This window comes from Streptohalobacillus salinus (assembly GCF_003201605.1).
Classification (GTDB): domain Bacteria; phylum Bacillota; class Bacilli; order Bacillales; family Amphibacillaceae; genus Streptohalobacillus; species Streptohalobacillus salinus.
The window spans coordinates 155,946-173,929 of sequence record NZ_QJJR01000004.1 but is presented as its reverse complement, the minus strand read 5'-3'; the positions used below and the strand labels follow the sequence as shown (position 1 = coordinate 173,929).

General features: G+C 40.3%; 16 protein-coding genes. All 16 read right to left on the bottom strand.

From position 1 onward, the window contains the following. Positions 1-49: 49 nt before the first annotated feature. The 16 genes from DES38_RS05265 to DES38_RS05190 all read right to left on the bottom strand — a co-directional run bounded on the left by DES38_RS05265 (position 50) and on the right by DES38_RS05190 (position 17,640). Positions 50-922, bottom strand: a complete 873-nt coding sequence (locus tag DES38_RS05265; protein WP_170114341.1) for a DUF1295 domain-containing protein — start codon at positions 920-922, stop codon at positions 50-52. A 512-nt stretch (positions 923-1,434) separates the two neighbouring features. After that, entirely contained in the window at positions 1,435-1,758 is a 324-nt protein-coding gene (locus DES38_RS05260) for a YpoC family protein (RefSeq protein ID WP_110251049.1), read from the bottom strand. Beyond that, complete coding sequence (gene nth, locus DES38_RS05255; RefSeq protein WP_110251048.1) at positions 1,739-2,413, bottom strand: endonuclease III; 675 nt, start codon at positions 2,411-2,413, stop codon at positions 1,739-1,741. The genes DES38_RS05260 and nth overlap by 20 nt, the downstream gene beginning before the upstream one ends. Positions 2,414-2,422: 9 nt before the next feature. Next, positions 2,423-3,103: a DnaD domain-containing protein gene (locus DES38_RS05250; protein ID WP_110251160.1), complete on the bottom strand. Its 681-nt coding sequence runs from the start codon at positions 3,101-3,103 to the stop codon at positions 2,423-2,425. A 106-nt stretch (positions 3,104-3,209) separates the two neighbouring features. Then, a complete protein-coding gene (gene asnS, locus DES38_RS05245; protein WP_110251047.1) occupies positions 3,210-4,502 on the bottom strand; it encodes an asparagine--tRNA ligase in 1,293 nt (430 codons plus the stop codon). 43 nt (positions 4,503-4,545) lie between these two features. Further along, positions 4,546-5,733: a pyridoxal phosphate-dependent aminotransferase gene (locus DES38_RS05240; RefSeq protein WP_110251046.1), complete on the bottom strand. Its 1,188-nt coding sequence runs from the start codon at positions 5,731-5,733 to the stop codon at positions 4,546-4,548. Between the two features lie 15 nt (positions 5,734-5,748). Continuing rightward, the gene (locus tag DES38_RS05235; RefSeq protein ID WP_110251045.1) at positions 5,749-6,273 is read right to left on the bottom strand and encodes a hypothetical protein; all 525 of its coding nucleotides are present in this window, start codon (positions 6,271-6,273) and stop codon (positions 5,749-5,751) included. Then, complete coding sequence (locus DES38_RS05230) at positions 6,239-6,412, bottom strand: YpmA family protein (protein ID WP_110251044.1); 174 nt, start codon at positions 6,410-6,412, stop codon at positions 6,239-6,241. The genes DES38_RS05235 and DES38_RS05230 overlap by 35 nt, the downstream gene beginning before the upstream one ends. Positions 6,413-6,545: 133 nt before the next feature. Further along, a complete protein-coding gene (gene dinG / locus DES38_RS05225) occupies positions 6,546-9,251 on the bottom strand; it encodes an ATP-dependent DNA helicase DinG (RefSeq protein WP_170114340.1) in 2,706 nt (901 codons plus the stop codon). A 53-nt stretch (positions 9,252-9,304) separates the two neighbouring features. Next, positions 9,305-9,691 carry an aspartate 1-decarboxylase gene (gene panD, locus DES38_RS05220; RefSeq protein ID WP_110251042.1) on the bottom strand — a complete coding sequence of 129 codons (387 nt, stop codon included), beginning with the start codon at positions 9,689-9,691 and terminating at the stop codon, positions 9,305-9,307. A gap of 32 nt (positions 9,692-9,723) precedes the next feature. After that, the gene (gene panC, locus DES38_RS05215) at positions 9,724-10,572 is read right to left on the bottom strand and encodes a pantoate--beta-alanine ligase (protein WP_110251041.1); all 849 of its coding nucleotides are present in this window, start codon (positions 10,570-10,572) and stop codon (positions 9,724-9,726) included. Beyond that, on the bottom strand, positions 10,559-11,404 hold the full coding sequence (panB, locus tag DES38_RS05210) for a 3-methyl-2-oxobutanoate hydroxymethyltransferase (protein ID WP_110251040.1): 846 nt from the start codon (positions 11,402-11,404) through the stop codon (positions 10,559-10,561). Before panB ends, panC begins: the two co-directional genes overlap by 14 nt. A 1-nt stretch (position 11,405) precedes the next feature. Continuing rightward, positions 11,406-12,395 (bottom strand): biotin--[acetyl-CoA-carboxylase] ligase, encoded by a 990-nt coding sequence (locus DES38_RS05205; protein ID WP_110251039.1) that lies wholly within the window; start codon positions 12,393-12,395, stop codon positions 11,406-11,408. Further along, entirely contained in the window at positions 12,368-13,567 is a 1,200-nt protein-coding gene (locus DES38_RS05200; RefSeq protein WP_170114339.1) for a CCA tRNA nucleotidyltransferase, read from the bottom strand. Before DES38_RS05200 ends, DES38_RS05205 begins: the two co-directional genes overlap by 28 nt. A gap of 306 nt (positions 13,568-13,873) precedes the next feature. Beyond that, positions 13,874-15,895, bottom strand: a complete 2,022-nt coding sequence (locus tag DES38_RS05195) for an ABC transporter ATP-binding protein (protein ID WP_110251037.1) — start codon at positions 15,893-15,895, stop codon at positions 13,874-13,876. Further along, entirely contained in the window at positions 15,892-17,640 is a 1,749-nt protein-coding gene (locus DES38_RS05190) for an ABC transporter ATP-binding protein (protein WP_110251036.1), read from the bottom strand. The genes DES38_RS05195 and DES38_RS05190 overlap by 4 nt, the downstream gene beginning before the upstream one ends. Between the last annotated feature and the right edge of the window lie 344 nt (positions 17,641-17,984).

Sequence of the window (17,984 nt, the reverse complement as noted above, 5' to 3'; positions counted from 1 at the left end):
AAAAACGATGACCTGAACTATCCAGGTCATCGTTTTTTAAAATTTTTTGTTACTTCGCCCAAGGAAAAATCATTGGGACACGTTTTTTATAGGCTTCCCAGCCATGATATTTTTCCATGTTTTTTTCAAGCAATGGTGTTGATATTTTTATTAAGACCGTACTCATAATAAATGGTGACAGGATAAGTGAGCCATAATAAAAAACATTAATCGATCCCTCAATAAGCATCGCTAACCCGGCGAAATAAAGACCAATCCAAATCAGTATCTCTCCAAAATAATTCGGGTGACGTGTCACTGACCAAAGACCGGATTGAAGCAACTTACCTGAACCTTTTTTAATATGCTGTCGCAACTGTTCATCGCCAACAACTTCAAAGAATAAGCCAGTAAAAGCAACTAGTAATCCAATGTAGACGATGAATTGACTGAGTCCAGAGAAGTCAAATTCGTTATACTTAATGATTGCATAAGCTGCTGAACCAACGACAAAATTAATTATTCCTTGTACCATAAAAACGCGGAAAAAGGCAATAAGTACGACATGTTCGCCCCATTCTTTACGCCACTGAGCATATCGGAAATCTTCCGGTTTACCATAGTTTCGTCTGAGTAGACGAATACTTAGTCGCAGACCCCAAAATGTAATAAAGCCAACAACAACATAAGAAAGTGTGGTCGGCTTATCTGTAATAAATAAGGTGGCCCAACTACCTATCACAAATCCCATTCCCCAACCAATATCTACAATTGAGTTGTTTTTAATCGCTGTAGCAATTAGAAAAATGATTGTAAAGTATAGAAAAGTAATCCCCATTGGTAAGATAAGTCCGTTTAAAGCTAAAGCTGTAAAACCTTTTGTGGCAATAGCCAAAGTGATAATAAATAATAGTGGATAAATAACAAGACGCTTTTTGTCCATTTGATTGCTCCTTTTATAAAGTTTTTTTAAAAAATCACGACATTTCCTTTTCATCAATTAGCTCAAAAATAGGCGTTGGTGTGCTGTGAAGTAGTTCGTTGCGATGCCAACCCTGTTAAATGTAGATAGCGCATGATTTTAAGTCACTACCTAAGCGTTTGCAACTGTCTCACCCTTCCTTCTTAAATTGATCAGCAACAGTAACAACTAACTTATTTTTGTCGATGATAACTAAATGTTGTTCACTCCTTCATCTGTGGTTTTTTGTTTTCACGAAGTATTTAGCTAACTATGTTTGTAGGCTCACACTATGGTAGTATAAGACTACCTCATAGTTTAACATGACTCATCTAGAACTTTAACAAAAATGCTTGAAGATTTTCTCGACTAGAAGCCTAAATCACATAGTAATATACCGCCCACAATATCCCGAGCTATTACGTTAAGCTCCCATTCTATCAAGGAAGCGCACGTGATAATCAAGATTTTCAATGCGTCAATGTATTAATTCTTTACTTAGCCATCTCATCAATGATTTGTTTTTTTGCGATTAATTTTTCTAGCTCCTCAAATAGACCATTTAATTGTAAACAAGCATGATACTGATTTGGATGTTCATTAACATAAGCTAATCGTTCCTCGATATTAATTGGCTTATACCTGAGCATATGAATCGGAGTGGTGGGATCTGCGTCATTTAATTGATAGAGCGAGGTTTCGAAATCAGTTGCCGCCTCTTTCATTGGAGCAACTGTCGCTTGATACTGTTCAGTTTTATATAAGTTAACAAGCGCAGGATACGCTGTCTTCCAGTTTTCAATGATTGTTTGATTCATCGTCTCTCTCCTTTTTCCGTAGTCTTTTTTGTCCTTCTCGACACAAATCGAGTAATGGACAATTCGGGCAATTCGGGTTTCGCGCTTTACAATGATAACGACCAAAGAATATGAGACGGTGATGGGTATCACTCCAAGCTTCTTTTGGAATTTTCTTCATCAAGGTATTCTCCACTTCAATTGGACTGTCTTTCCAGCGACAAATACCTAATCGTTTACTGACACGCTCAACATGAGTATCCACTGCGATTGCAGGAATGTCAAAGGCTACAGACGCAACAACATTTGCGGTTTTACGCCCGACCCCCGCCAGTGTCTCTAATTCCTGTTTGCTCTTAGGTACTTGACCATCAAATTCGTCTAACAAAGTTTGAGCAAGTTTTTGAATGTTTTTCGCTTTATTACGATAAAGACCAATTGAACGAATATTCGCTTGTAATTCTTCTAACGGTACCGCTAGAAAATCCTCAGGCGTATGATACTTTTGAAACAAAGTTGCTGTCACTTTATTAACTAATTGATCGGTGCACTGAGCTGATAATAACACTGCAATCACCAACTCGAACGGATTATCATGAACAAGCTCACAGTCAGCTTCGGGGTACATGTCTTCAAGTGTATCTAACACACGCTTAATCTGAACCTTCGTTAACATGAACTCACCTCACTCATCTTCTTCTAGCCAATTGTAATAGATCGATGGATCACTTTTTTCTCTAGGCGTGTTCTCTGTTTGTGGCCGGTGAAAAGACTTGGCTTGTGCTTTTGCTTGTTCTTCAGTCTTAATTCCTTTTTTCGCCCAATCTGACAGAATCCGATCGATGTATTTAAAGTTTAACTTACTCATCAACACTGCTTCGCGCAATGCTTGTTTAATCAGTTTTATTTCATAGTTATCTTGATCAATCCAAATGTTAATCGTTTCAATTTCAAACGGTGATAGTACTCGACCAAATTCTTGTTCAAATAATTTGAAGATGGCAACACTATCATCTGTTGGCCCGACAGGTTTTTTTTCCGATTGCGTATATATTTTATTCCATAACGGTTCGAGTGAATACATCTCATCAACAATCCCGTCACCATTATCGACCTCTTCAATTGTCAACAAGTCTTTTTGCATCAATTGACGCAAATGCCGACTAATTAATTGATCATCAAACTTTGTTGATACGCCTATGTCTGAAGGTGTCGGGAAACGATTGCCTTCATGTTTAAAACGCATCAATTGTAAGATGACAAGCAATTCAGTTTCATCGATATGAAAGGATTGATAGTCTTTTAATAACGTATACGGTACGCTCATCTGATCGTGCAACACTGTTTCAAGACGCAATTTAGGCATCGTCAATCAAATCCCTTCTCTAATCATTTCATCTACACGTAACATTGAAAATAAAAACCCTCGACATTGTCATTCGAGGGTTTAATGATTTACTTGTAATAACACCTTATGGATAAAGACGGTTTAATAAACGCGGAAACGGAATCGTTTCACGTACGTGTTCGACACCACTAAACCAAGCTACTGTCCGTTCAAGCCCTAAACCAAACCCAGCATGAGGCACTGAACCGTATTTACGGAGCTCTAAATACCATAGGTAGGCGTCTCCTGATAATTTATGTTCATCGTAACGCTGTTGCATTAACGTCAAATCATCAATTCGTTGAGAGCCACCAATGATTTCTCCATAGCCTTCTGGGGCAATTAAATCAGCACAAAGCACAACATCTTCGTTCGTTGGGTCAGGCTTCATGTAGAATGCTTTAATGTTTTTTGGGTAATGGGTGATAAAGACAGGCTTTTCATACATTTCGGCAATCGCTGTTTCGTGTGGTGAACCAAAATCTTCACCCCACTTAATGTCATCAAAGCCTTTTTCTTGTAATAACTTTACCGCTTCATCATAGGTAATACGCGGAAATGGTGCTGTAATGTTTTTAAGTTTTTCGACGTCACGACCGAGTGTATCCAGTTCCAATTGACAGTTATCCACAACCGCTTTTGCTAGATAACTCACGTATTGTTCCTGAATTTCTAAACTTTCATCATGTTCCACAAATGCCATTTCTGGTTCAATCATCCAAAACTCGATTAAGTGACGACGTGTTTTTGATTTCTCTGCTCTAAAGGTTGGACCAAATGAGAACACTTTACCAAACGCCATCGCAGCTGCTTCCATATACAATTGACCACTTTGAGACAGATAAGCTTCTTCGTCAAAATATTGTGTGTGAAAAAGCTCCGTTGTACCTTCAGCTGCTGAACCAGTTAAGATTGGTGGATCAATTTTAATAAAATCATTGTTATTAAAAAATTCGTATGAAGCACGAATAATTTCATTACGTACTTTCATCACCGCGTGTTGACGTTTAGAACGCAACCATAAGTGGCGATGATCCATTAAAAACTCAGTCCCATGTTCTTTAGGTGTAATGGGGAAATCCACTGCTTCATGAATCAATTCCAGTTGATTAACTTGTAATTCATAACCAAACGGTGACCGTGTATCTTCCACAACCGTCCCTGTCACATAAACAGAGGATTCTTGTGTGATTGATTTTGCTAACTGAAATACCTCTTCGTCAACTGCTGCTTTCACAACGACACCTTGAATAAATCCGGTTCCATCACGTAGTTGTAAAAAAGCAATTTTTCCACTTGAGCGTTTATTTGCTAACCAGCAGCCAATCGTTACTTCTTCATTTAAATGTTCACTTACTTTACTAATCGTTGTTTTCAAAAAACTTCCCTCCAGCTCTCTCTGTTTCATTATCTGTTGCGATCTAAATTTCTGTGTGCCGTTTAATAAACTGATCGATGCGACGCATTGCTTCAGCCAATTGATCAGGTTCAATCACGTAAGACAGACGCACATTATCTGGTGCACCAAATCCCGTTCCTGGAACAAGTGCGACCTGTTCTTCTTCCAGCAAGGCTGTAGCAAAGGCACCGACGTCCTCAAACCCTGTCATCGTGATTGCTTCTTTTACATTCGGAAATAAATAAAAGGCACCTTGAGGTTTTACACAAGTAACACCAGGCAATTGCGTAATTAATTCATACGTATAGTCTAACCGCTCACTAAATGATGCCACCATCTGTTTTAATGTCGATTCATTCTCTGTGTAGGCAGCTAGCGCTGCATACTGTGAGATTGTCGTTGGGTTTGAAGTCGAATGACTAGCTAAATTTGTCATGGCTTTAATAATGGTTTTCCGTCCACATGCATAGCCAATCCGCCATCCAGTCATCGCATGTGATTTTGACACACCATTGATGACGACAGTCTGCTTTTGTAGCTGTTCGGATAAACTTGCAATCGATACATGTTCACGATCAGTATAAAGTAGTTTTTCATATATTTCATCGGAAACAATAATAATGTTGTGTTTAATACACACCTCACCAAGGGCCAGTAGTTCTTCTTTTGAATACATCATCCCGGTTGGATTACTTGGTGAATTAATAATAACAGCACGGGTTTTGTCAGTAATTGCTGACTCTAATTGTGCAGCTGTTAGTTTAAATTGATTTGTTTCTTCACCACGAACAAATACAGGTGTACCCTCTGCCAATTTTATTTGTTCAGGATAACTTACCCAGTACGGTGAAGGTACGATGACTTCGTCCCCTTTATTTAAGATGACTTGGAACAGTGTGTATAAGGCGTGTTTTGCACCTGTGGTCACAATAATTTGATCTGTTTCATAGTTGAGTTGATGATCGCGTAACATTTTAGCGGCGATCGCTTCACGAAGAGGTAAAATACCACCTGCTGGTGTGTAACGCGTCAGCCCTTGACGCATGGCTTTTTCTGCTGCATCGATAATATAGTCAGGTGTATCAAAATCAGGTTCACCTGCCCCTAGTCCAATCACATCATGTCCTGCTTCTTTCAGCGCCTTCGCTTTAGCTGTAATCGCTAAAGTGGCAGACGGTGTTAACGTTTGAACGCGATTTGCTAACTTCATCTGATCACCTTTTCCTTAAAAATTTTGCTTGAAAGAAATACCACTATCATATGTACCGTCATCTAATTGATAATAATCATAACGGAAACGCTGATTTCTATCGCTAGAAATTATTTCAAGCAAGGGGGTATTATTACGAAGCCCGATGTTAATATGACGAATGGTCTGATCGGCATACGTTTGATTAAACAGATCTACAACGTCAGATACAGCAACCCATTCCTCGCGCTTCTCTACTCTAATCGCAGCTTCTTGATCATTAGGATCAACAAATAATACCAAGTCACTTTGTTCACTTCTTGCTTCTACCACATGCAAATACTTTTCACCATGATACCGGTCAATTGATTGTATCGTATAATCTTCATCCATTGCTTCAACCCTTGCTCGTGTTGCTTCGAATGTATCAACCTTACTATGTTGAATTGTTTGATATAGCGTCGTGAAGTAAATCATCATGCCGATGAATAAAACAGCAAAAAAAGCGAGCGCTAACTTAAACCAATTAAGTTCGATAGATTGTGAAGACTGCCGTCTCATCGTCGTCCTCGTCTAATGCTAGACCGAACATTAAATCATCGTCTTTAAGTGTTCGATTTAGGCTATCCACTACTTTGTATAGGTCCGGGTTGTTCTGTAATTTCACGGTCGATAGTGTTTCGATTTTATCATGTCTCATCTATAATCAGCCCTTTTTAATTTAATTCATTTATTGTTGGTCAAACAAAAAAGCATGCTTTCAACAATAAACAATAATACTGCTTCTTATTATAGCAGGTTTTCGTCTGAAAAATAATGGCTTAGTCTACTTTTTATGAATTTCTATTGTTTTGCTGTTTATATCGACCCGCCTGCAAAAATTGTTCGGTTAGTTCTAAACATTCTGTGGTTCGACGATGATAGGTTGGCACGGCTGGAATCGAATCAATAAATGCTTTTCCATAGCGTTTTGTCATGAGCCGATCATCGCAAACAAAAATAATCCCTCGATCGCTCTCACTCCGTATCAGCCTGCCAAATCCTTGTTTAAAACGTAAGACTGCATCAGGCAAGGATAAATGCGTAAAACTATTTTTTCCTAGTTTTTCTAAATCTTCTTGTTTTCCTTTAACGATAGGTAAGTCTGGTGAATCAAAAGGCAAACGAGTAATCACGACACATTCTAGATCGTCACCCGGTAAATCTAGTCCTTCCCAGAAAGCGTTCGTCCCCAACAAGATGGTTTGATCAAATTGTTGAAAGCTTTTCTTTAATCGCTCATGGCTGCCACTTGAGATACCTTGGGCAATTAAGACATAATCATCTTCAAATAATTCCTTAAGCAAGAAGTACGTCTTTCTCAACATTTGATAACTGTTAAACAGGATTAACATTCGCCCTTTTGTGATTTCCGCTAGAGAAAAGACGGTTTCAGCGACCGCTTCGATGTAAGGATTTAAATCACGATCATTCATCAGTGGAAAATCATTCGGAATTAATAAACGGACCTGCTCTTCAATAGGGAAGTCAACGGGAATTTTATAACTCTTCACCGATTGTGCGTCTGTACCAAATTGCTGATGCAAATAATTGAATGATCCTTGAACACTTAAGGTTGCACTCGTTAACACCAACGTCTTTAATTGATCAATAAACAGCGCTTTTAGTGAGGCATCAATAGCCTTGGGCCGACTCTGCAAATAGACACGCCGCTTGCTCGCTAGGTCCTCAACCTCGACCCAACGATACCATGCGTCAATGGGTGTTAAGAAAAATGAGTGAAGCTGATGCTTTAAATCCATCCATAATTCAACAATGGGGTGCTTATTTAGCTGTGGACTCAGCTTAATGAGATCGATGATCATATGTTCAACACGTCGACTCATTTCAATCGCTAAATCAAAAAAGACTGGGTCATCTAATCGTTGCTGGTGCTTAACTTGACTCACACTTTCCTGATAATTTTTCAATCCATTCGTACTCGCTAAAAGTTGCATCAATTGATCGTATTCATACATCAAGTAAGTTACTTCATCCTGACAAGCTGATAGATCTACCACTTGCTGTGTTTGTGTTATGACTTGCTGCAGCGATTGATCAGTTAAAACTTGACCCAGCTCTTTTTCAACTACACTCGGAAAGTGGTGAGCTTCGTCGACAATCAAATGTTGCATCTTATCAACAATCTCATGGTTGATTCGCTTCAGATGACTGAGTAAGGCATGATTTACAATCACCAAGTCCGCGCCTTCTACGCTACGAAGCGTACGCCGGTAAAATGAAGGATCGGTCGCATCAGTATCATCTAAGAAGGTATCAAATCGGCATGAGACTTGTAAAAAGAAAGCTTCGCCACCGCGAGGAAGTTTAATTTCATCAATATCTCCTGTCGCCGTCTCTGTTAGCCAAACAAGCAAAATGCACTTGGTTAACAGTTGTTCATAGTTACTAAAACGATCATCAAACAGACGCTCACTAAATCGCTTAATATTCAAATAGTGTTTTTTTCCTTTTAATACAGTCACTTGAACCGGAAATGGGAAAAACGCTTGTAACCGAGGCAGTTCTTGGTCAACAATTTGTGATTGCAGTTGATTTAAGTATGTACTCACCCAAACGGTTTCTTTTTGCTGTTTTGCAAAATAGATGGCGGGAAACAGATAAGCTAATGTTTTCCCAATACCTGTCCCTGCTTCTATGTACGCATGCGTCTGACTGGTAAAGGCATGAAAAATTGCTTCCGCCATTAGCCGTTGGCCGGGGCGATATTGGTAACCTGTAAATGGACGGCTCTCAGCTTGCAAGAAGCGATCTAAATACTCACCAAATGCCGCTAATTTTTCTTCTTTACCTGCAACAAATTCATGTTTTTTCACAGCTAAACCGTGTAAAAAATCATACTGTAATGCATGCGCTTCTTTCGTTTTTGACGTTTCATGCTCTGCTTTTGCTTGTTCAAAAATGGCTGTCAAATCACTTTTCAAACGGCCAACAAAAGGAATTAACCGTTTTAAGGTCGTCAGTGGTAATCGAGCAATTTTATTAAGTAGCACTTCTAACAAACGGGCTGTTACATAAGCATCTGAAAGCGCGCGGTGCGGTGAATCATGAGCTAAGTTTAATTGTTCCGATAGATTAGATAATTTAAAACTTGATGATTCTGGTAGCAACATGCGACTTAACTCAACGGTATCAATAATTTTCGGTTGAATCGGAGTGATGCCGCACCGTTCAAACTCTGCATTTAAAAAACCTAAATCGAACGGGACATTATGCGCAACAAAATAACTATCTTTTAACAAATCACGTACCGTAGGGGCGATGTCGTCAAAACTTGGTTGCCCCATAACCATTTCATTTGATATGCCCGTGAGGTGGGTGATGAACCTTGAAATGTGTTTATCAGGATCAAGCAATTGCTGAAAGGTATCGACAATCTGATGATCTTGATACACAACCATACCGATTTCAATGATGCGATCTTTTTTTTGCGCTTGATTACCCGTCGTTTCTAAATCCACAACAACAAATCGATTCACCAGTCACACCTCCTTCGGGTTTCAATCGCTCCATGAAACTTAGCTTTATCGTTTTATTCATAGCTTGTTAATGGTGGCTCTTGATTAATCACTTCAATAATATTATTATCAGCATCCATTAAGCCAACTTTTGGCGAGAAAGTTACTAATTCTTCGTCTGATACACTGGCATATGATACGATGATTATCGTGTCATCAACTTCAACGAGACGGGCTGCTGCGCCATTAAGACAAATCATTCTGCTTCCTCTTTCACCAGCAATCACGTATGTTTCTAAGCGTGCCCCGTTATTATTGTTCACGATTTGTACTTTTTCATGTGGTAAAATATCGACTTCTTCTAATAATTCTGGATCAATGGTTATGCTACCGACATAATTTAAATTGGCCTCGGTAACCCGCGCCCGGTGTAATTTTGCTTTCATCATCGTTCGATACATCTGTTCTGCCTCCCAAGTTGTAAAACAATCATCTAGTTCACGATGTTCACAATCACGTTATCGATCAAGCGCGCACGTTGATACTTAATAGCAACGGCGACAATAACGGTTTGATTAATTGTAGTAATTGGTAAAAGTTCTGGATACGTAAGGACTTCAATATAGTCGATTGTCCCACCAGCCGCTTTGATCTTAGTCGCGACAGCCGCTGTTACTTTCTCGGCATCAGCTTCTCCGTTTATTATAGCTGTTTCTGCATGTTTTAGCGACTGATAAATCAGTGGGGCTTGTTTTCGTTCTGCCTCCGACAAATTGACATTACGACTGCTTTTTGCTAGGCCATCTGCCTCTCTTACCGTTGGAATCATGCGTAACTGGATGTTAAAATTCAATTGTTGGATCAATAAATCAACTACCGCTACTTGCTGAGCATCTTTCATCCCGAAATAAGTGAAGGTTGGCTCAACGATGTTAAACAATTTCGTAAGAACTGTGATCACCCCTTGAAAATGACCCGGACGTGTGCGATCACACAAGACCCCCACTCGTTGATTAATTGATAAATGAATACCCATTTCAGTAGGATACATCCTATCTATTGCGGGCATAAAAAGATAATCAACACCATTTTTTTGCGCAATGGTTTGGTCCCTCTTTTCATCGCGCGGATAGTTATCTAAATCTTCATTTTCACCAAATTGTAGCGGATTCACAAATACACTTAATACAACAATGTCCGCTTCTTTCTTCGCTGCTGCTAACAATGACGCATGGCCTTCATGTAAATAACCCATCGTCGGGACAAACCCAACTGTTTGACCCAATATTTGATGGTGCTTAACTTTTTCACGCATTTGAGTGATCGAATTAATGATTTCCATCTTCATCCTCCCAACGCAAAATTTGTTGTTCTTGAGACGAATAAGTATGTTTCAAGGCAGGAAACTGCCCGGTCTTTACCTCTTTCACATACTGCTTAAGTGCCTGTAGAACAGTTTCATTTAAATCCGCATATGTTTTTACGAATTTTGGTAAGCGCGCGCTGCCGTACTGTAACAGATCATGATAAACGAGAACTTGGCCATCACACGCTTGACTTGCACCAATACCGATCGTCGGAATCTTTAAATGATCAGCAACGAAGCGCGCCAATGGTTCTGGAATACCTTCAAGCACACACAAAATCGCACCACTTTTTTCGACTTTTTTCGCTTCTTCAATTAACTGTTTGGCACCTGCTTCTGTTTTACCTTGCACTTTAAAGCCGCCGAGTACATTGACAGCTTGTGGTGTGAGACCTAAATGCGCAACAACAGGTATCCCAGCACTGGTTAAGCGTGTGATAAGCTGACAGACCTCCGTTGATGCACCTTCTACTTTTAACGCTTGTGCACCGGTTGTTTGAAATAAACGCAGGGCATGAGTTAAACTCGTTTCCAGGGAAATATGATACGACATAAAGGGCATATCAACGACGATAAACGTGTCAGTCGCACCGCGTCGGGCTGCTTTGGCATGATGGACCATGTCGTCAATGGTGACCTCAACCGTTGAAGCATACCCAAGCATGACCATCCCCACCGAATCACCAACGAGCAAGAGATCAACCCCTGCTGCTTCAGCTAGTTTTGCTGAGGGGTAGTCATAGGCTGTGAGCATCGTGATCTTTTCACCCGCCTCTTTCATTGCTAAAAAATCCACATGTGATTTCATGTTATTCCCCCCTGAACCATTCTATGTCTGATGAGTATAATTTAACGTGTTCATGTTCCTCTATGACAACAACAAGGGCACCTTCAGCGCTTAACCCCTGCACAAGTCCTTTGACGCGTTCGTTCTGTTTAAGAAAGTAGACCGGTTGATTTAACTTAAATACATAGCGATTCCACTCTTTTTGAATAGGTACAAACCCTTCCGTTAAAAAGACCGTGTACCACTTTTCAAATGTCTCAAGCAGGCGCTGGATAAATACTTGTTTATCGAGCGTTTCCCCCGTCTCTTCGAATAATGAGGTGACTCGGTCCTGGAGTAATGGATCAAAGTCAGACGTTCGTTGATTTAGGTTCACACCAATACCAACAATCACATAATGAATTTGATCCATCTCCGCTTCCATTTCAGTTAAAACACCCGCTATTTTTTTTTGGTTAAGATAAATATCATTGGGCCATTTAATTTTTACATCGAGGTTGATCATTTGTTTAAACGTATCAACTAACGCAACCGCTGTTACTAACGTAAGCTTGGCCGCTTCAGTCGGAGCGAGTTGAGGCCGCAAGATAAAGCTAAGCCAAACCCCTTTTGCATCCGTAGAGTCAAACGGTCGCTGCATGCGTCCACGGCCATTTAACTGTTGATCAGCACTAATTACAAGCCCTTCATCAGCCCCAGCGCGGGCCCGTTCATGTGCGCGAACTTGCGTGGAATCAATCGATGGATAGTGTTCAATCGATTGACCGAGCCAATCTGAACTAAGGTTCCAGCGTAAGGTGTTCTCCGTCATATGCTTTGGTAAAGCGACTAGACGATAGCCTTTATTAGGAACCGCATCAAATGTATAGCCCTCTTCTTCCAATTGTTTGATATGTTTCCAAACCGCTGTACGGCTGCAGCTTAATTCATCTGATAACCACTGACCAGAAACATAACCCGACTGTTCCTGTGACAGTAAGCGAACTAAGCGTTCTCGGATTGATAATACCATTTGACCCACTCCTCAATTGCGCGTTTTTTATTCGGTAAAGACCCAGACACGACATTTTGTTCAATCACTTCTATCAGTTCTCGCAACCAAGGGCCTGGCGCTTTATCCGTTAAGAGTCGACGTAGATCATGGCCATCAACCGCAAGCTCTTGTCGTGATTGAATCGGTAACGCTTGTTTTTGATCGAGCAGATCATCCGGGCTAAGGTTTTCTCCAAAAATATGAAAAACTAAGACGCAAAAGCGGTGGATAGATGCTTTATCCAACTGATAAACAAGTCTATCACTAACCCCAGTTGATTGATAAAACATTAGCGTGTCATCTAAATCATTCATCACTTGTTTATCCTTATTTGATAACTTATATGCTTTGATAAAGGTTGATAAGTCAAATTGTTTTTCTAGATAAGCCAAGTAGACAAACCAATCGGTCAAGCCGTTAAACGGGCATTCACTCGCCCGTACTTTCATAATTAATGACGGCGAATCTTTGAAAACAGGTAAATAATCAAACAGACCAAGTGCTTCTGCTTGATGTAATCCCATCCGACAGTTTTCTGCTTGAATCAGTTTGTCTAGTTCAACCCGCACACGTTCAATTGCTAACGCTGTGATTAACGGCAGACGCGTTTGCATGGCTTCGTATGTGTTCGTTTCAATCATAAAGCCAAGCTGACTTGCAAAGCGGAGGGCGCGTAAAATCCGAAGTGGGTCTTCTTGAAACCGTTCCAGTGGTTCTCCCACCGCCCGAATCAATCGTGCTTGTAAATCAGCTTTTCCATCAAACGGATCGATAATTGTGCCCTGTTTATTTTCAGCCATGGCATTCATGGTGAAATCGCGACGTGATAAATCGGTTGTCAAATCGGTGACATAGCTCACTTCATCCGGATGACGAAAGTCAGAATAGCCTGCTTCTTCTCTGAAGGTGGTCACTTCAAAAGACAAATGATCCGCTCGGACAATCACGGTTCCATGTTCAATTCCGACTGGGATCACATGTTCAAATAGCGCTGTTACCTCTGTTGGTGTTGCATCTGTTGCCAGGTCAATGTCATTGACTGGTTTATTTAATAGTTTGTCTCGAACCGCACCACCGACAATATAAGCCTGAAAGCCAGCTTCGTTTAAGGTTGCGATGATTTTTTTGGCAACGTCATCAATTGTTTGCACCTTTTCACTTCCCATCTTCTGTCTTTACGCATGAAAAGACTGAATATCTACCCTCTATCATACAAAAGCACTGAACGATTGTAAACAGATGAAATCAGACGTTAACATTTAGTTCACACCTTAGTGACGACAAAGAAAAACAGCAGGAGCAACCTACTATTTTTCAAAAGGATAATCTATAAAAATAATAAAAAAGATGTCAGTGAGTTCTTTTAGTCAACAGTCTCTGCTTGACTTAAATCTTTTCACTGACATCAAATATTATGCAATGGATTTGTGCTGTCTATTACCACGTAGGTCTGACTCTTACATCGCTTCTTCTATACCTGCTAGTTGCATCTTATACATCTGATAATAGCTTCCTTTTTCATTTAATAACGACAGGTGCGTCCCGCGTTCAATAATTTCTCCCTTATTGAGCACGATAATTTGATCAGCATGCTGAATCGTTGATAAGCGGTGGGCGATGACAAGCATGGTCCGCCCTTCACTTAAAACGTTCATCGCTTCTTGAATCATCATTTCTGTTTCAGAGTCGATATTTGCCGTTGCCTCGTCCAGAATAAGAATTGCCGGATCAAATGCTAATGCCCGCGCAAATGATAGAAGTTGGCGCTGCCCGGTTGAGAATTCATTACCATTTTCTCCGACAGGCTCATCATACTGTCGTGGTAGCTTTTCGATAAAACGATCAGCCCCTACAGCTTTTAGGGACTCAATGGCTTTGTCTCTGCTAATACGTGGATCGTTTAATGTAACATTAGAGAGTACTGTCCCAGTAAAAATAAAAGGATCTTGTAAGACGATGGCCATATGTGCTCGTGTCTGTTGACGGGTGAGCGTTTGCGTATTGATATCGTCTAGTCGAACGGTACCGCTGTCAGGGTCATAGAATCGAAACAGTAAATTCATCACTGAACTTTTACCAGAACCGGTATGACCGACAAAGGCGGCTGTTTCTCCCGGTGCGATATGGAAAGACAAGTCATTTAAAATGGTCTCATCTTTGTCATAACCGAAAGTAACATGATTAAATCTTACGTCACCTTTTATTCTAGGTAAAGTATTTTCTTCAATCGCTTCTGTTTCTTCGTCAAGTAACTGAAAGACGCGCCCAGCAGAGACTCTCGCTTGTTCCAACTGAGGTAATTGATTGACCATTTGGGTCATTGGTTCAAAGAGCCGCGTTAAATAATCAACAAAAGCATAGAGTAAACCTGTTGAGACAAGCATGGACCCTGTTAAGGACTGGTTACCAAAGAACCAAATAAAACTAAGAAAAGCGATACCACGTAAGACGTTTACTAAGTTGTATGACGAAAGGGCTGATAATGCGACCATTTTCTTTTGGTAACGGTAATGTTTATCATTGAGCTGTTCAAACTCATTGGCCCGGTCATTCGTTCGTCTAAAGGCTTGAATAATCGGCATCGTTTGAATTGATTCATTAATCGAGGCATTAATATCACTGTTAACCGAACGAATCACTTCATTGTATTTCCCCGCATACGTTTTATAAAATTTCATAAATAGCATGAGCAGCGGCAACAACATGAGACTCATCGTTGCTAAGGTTGGGTTTAATAAATAAAGAGCAATAATAATACCCGCCATATAAATAAATCCGTTCACAAAGGTTTCAAGTACACGGACATACAGTTCTTTAATGGCTTCGGTGTCATTGGTTACACGTGCTAAAATTTTACCTGCCGGCATATTCACAAAGTATCGCATCGGTAAACGTTCAACCGTTTCAAAGACATCGTTGCGCATCGTTTGAATAATTTTATTTGCATGGACTTGTAGTAGATATGTTTTGGCATATTGGAAGACGGATGCAATTAAAATCAAACCAAGATAAAGGGCTAACCACAGCAAAATCGGTTGTACTTCCGGCGCGAAAAAGTTAGCTGCCGTACCAGCAGATAATTTTTTCGCCTGAAAATCTTCCGACTCAGACATAAGTAACGCTCCATCTTCTGACACACGAAGCGTCTCATCAACTGGCACCTTGCCTTCAGCTAAATAATAGTCACGGTTTACTTGAACAAATGTGACGGTATCGATCACCGAATCCTCTTGATTTAATCGATCGGCTCTTTTTAAGTAACGATCGTTAAGTTCAATCGTATCGTTATCATCGTTGTTAGTGACAGCAACCCATTCGGTTTGAACGCCAACGATGTGACGGTCTATCACTTGTTTAGCGATAAACGGTCCCGTCAGTTCTAAGGCAACTGCAATAATGAGGGCAATAAGCGCCAATGTAATTGTTTGTTTGTTAATGAAAAGATAGTGTAATAAACGTTTTTCTACAGAGGCTTTCATTCCGTCTCCACCTCCTCAGTCATTTGTTGAATCATAAATTGCTCTTTGTACCAACCGTCTTTGGCCATAAGCGTCTCATGGGTTCCATGTTCTGTGATTTCACCATCTGAGAGAACAATAATTTGGTCCGCATGGGTGACGGCTGATAAACGGTGGGCCGCAATTAACGTTGTTTTTTGTTGTCGCTCTGCTTTTAAATGGGCAATAATTGTTGCTTCTGTTTTACCATCAACGGCAGATAAGGCATCATCTAAAATTAATATCTCGGGTTCCATTAACAGCGCTCGCGCTAATGATAACCGTTGTTTTTGTCCGCCCGATAAAGTCACACCACTTTCTCCAACAAGTGTATCAAGACCTTTTGTAAGGGCATCGATGTCAGACTTTAACGAGGTCGATATGAGCATCTGATTAATCACATCATCAGACGCATCACCAACCCCAAATAAGAGATTCTCACGTACCGTTTTCGAGAACAAAATGTGTTGTTGCGGTACGTAGCCAATCCATTGACGCGTCGCATCAAGTGATAACTGATCAATCGGGACGTTATTAACCAGTAAGGCCCCTTCTGGTGCAGGGTATTGTCTTAATAGTTGTTTAAACAACGTCGTTTTACCTGCGCCAGTTTTACCGACAATCCCGATTGTTTCCCCTTGTTTTATATTTAAATTAACGGCTTTTAAGGCTGGCTCTTTTGAGCCTGGATAACGAAACGTCACGTCGTTAAATTGAATTGCTTCTGGTTTCTTAACTTCAACCGGTTGTGTTGGTTCCTTCACGTCTGATTGTTGTTTTAAGACATGATTAACCCGGTCGAGGGATGCGTTCCCACGCTGCATCACATTAATGAGTTCACCAATCGCAAACATCGGCCAGATCATCATTCCTAAATAGACGTTAAATGAAACCAAATCACCAATCGAAATGCGGTTGTCCATCACCATGATCGCCCCATACCCTAAGCCAATTGTGTAGGAAATACCAACAAGAATTTTCATCGTTGGTTCAAAAAAAGCTTCCATCTGGGCAACGGCTTTATTTTTGCTAAAGACGTCTTCTGTTTTTTCTTTAAAACGATCGAGGTCTTCTGCTTCTTGAACAAATGCTCTAGTGACACTAACCCCACGAATCGATTCAAGTGTGTAGTTATTTAAATCACTAAAAGCTTCCTGAGCATCGGTAAAACGCAGGTGAATAATTTCTCCGTACTTGTAAACGATCACAGCCATAATCGGCATCGGAATAAGGGCCATAAATGTTAATGTCCAATTCACGGTAAAACCCATCATTAAGACGATGAACGACATGTATACTGTTGAATCAACGAGAGTTAAAATACCAAAGCCCGATGTCATCATGATGGCCTTTAAATCGTTGGTGGCCCGAGCCATTAAGTCACCTGTCCGGTTTTTACTAAAGAACCGTGGGCTCATCATAAGAAAGTGACGCATTAATTTTGAACGTATTTGCCTTTCAAGCAACAAAGCGCCGCTAAATAAAGTATAATCCCATAAAAACATAATCGCATACGTTAATACGATTAATCCGCCATAGATGATCAGCGTCTCAGATAAAGCGTCCCTTGTCAGTTCGTTGAACTGAATGGCATCAATCGCATTCCCAATGAGTCTAGGTGGAATAAGGTCAAGGAAACTCGCGAACATGAGCGCCAAAATCGCTACCAAGTAACGTAACCATTGGTCTTTAAAAAACCAAGCTAACTTTTTAAACACTTGAAACATTGTTTTCACTCCTTTTCTAACACATCTACATTTGACTAGCCAAAACCTTCCCCTTGGCTATCATTTTTAACAGGTGTTCTTACTAACATTATTTTTTCCTCCTTTTCATTAGTCGGTGATTAAACGAAAAAAAAGCACAGACATTCGAGACGTCTGTGCTAAACAACCATCTAGAAGTGATGGGTGTACGCAAAAAAAGGTCACGAATATTCTCGTGACCACGTGCTTTGAAGATGTGCTAAATACATAGGACAACCCTACTTAAGGCTACAGAACGTAACGATAAAGACAGATAAGTCGAATCATTTAGATGAACATCATCTCAGCGGAGGTCACGGTGAAAT

Coding starts and splice junctions, on each gene's coding strand:
- DES38_RS05265 (WP_170114341.1), bottom strand. CDS start 922: ATGGACAAAAAGCGTCTTGTTATTTATCCACTATTATTTATTATCACT.
- DES38_RS05260 (WP_110251049.1), bottom strand. CDS start 1,758: ATGAATCAAACAATCATTGAAAACTGGAAGACAGCGTATCCTGCGCTT.
- nth (WP_110251048.1), bottom strand. CDS start 2,413: ATGTTAACGAAGGTTCAGATTAAGCGTGTGTTAGATACACTTGAAGAC.
- DES38_RS05250 (WP_110251160.1), bottom strand. CDS start 3,103: ATGCCTAAATTGCGTCTTGAAACAGTGTTGCACGATCAGATGAGCGTA.
- DES38_RS05240 (WP_110251046.1), bottom strand. CDS start 5,733: ATGAAGTTAGCAAATCGCGTTCAAACGTTAACACCGTCTGCCACTTTA.
- DES38_RS05235 (WP_110251045.1), bottom strand. CDS start 6,273: ATGAGACGGCAGTCTTCACAATCTATCGAACTTAATTGGTTTAAGTTA.
- DES38_RS05230 (WP_110251044.1), bottom strand. CDS start 6,412: ATGAGACATGATAAAATCGAAACACTATCGACCGTGAAATTACAGAAC.
- panD (WP_110251042.1), bottom strand. CDS start 9,691: ATGTATCGAACGATGATGAAAGCAAAATTACACCGGGCGCGGGTTACC.
- panC (WP_110251041.1), bottom strand. CDS start 10,572: ATGGAAATCATTAATTCGATCACTCAAATGCGTGAAAAAGTTAAGCAC.
- panB (WP_110251040.1), bottom strand. CDS start 11,404: ATGAAATCACATGTGGATTTTTTAGCAATGAAAGAGGCGGGTGAAAAG.
- DES38_RS05205 (WP_110251039.1), bottom strand. CDS start 12,395: ATGGTATTATCAATCCGAGAACGCTTAGTTCGCTTACTGTCACAGGAA.
- DES38_RS05195 (WP_110251037.1), bottom strand. CDS start 15,895: ATGAAAGCCTCTGTAGAAAAACGTTTATTACACTATCTTTTCATTAAC.
- DES38_RS05190 (WP_110251036.1), bottom strand. CDS start 17,640: ATGTTTCAAGTGTTTAAAAAGTTAGCTTGGTTTTTTAAAGACCAATGG.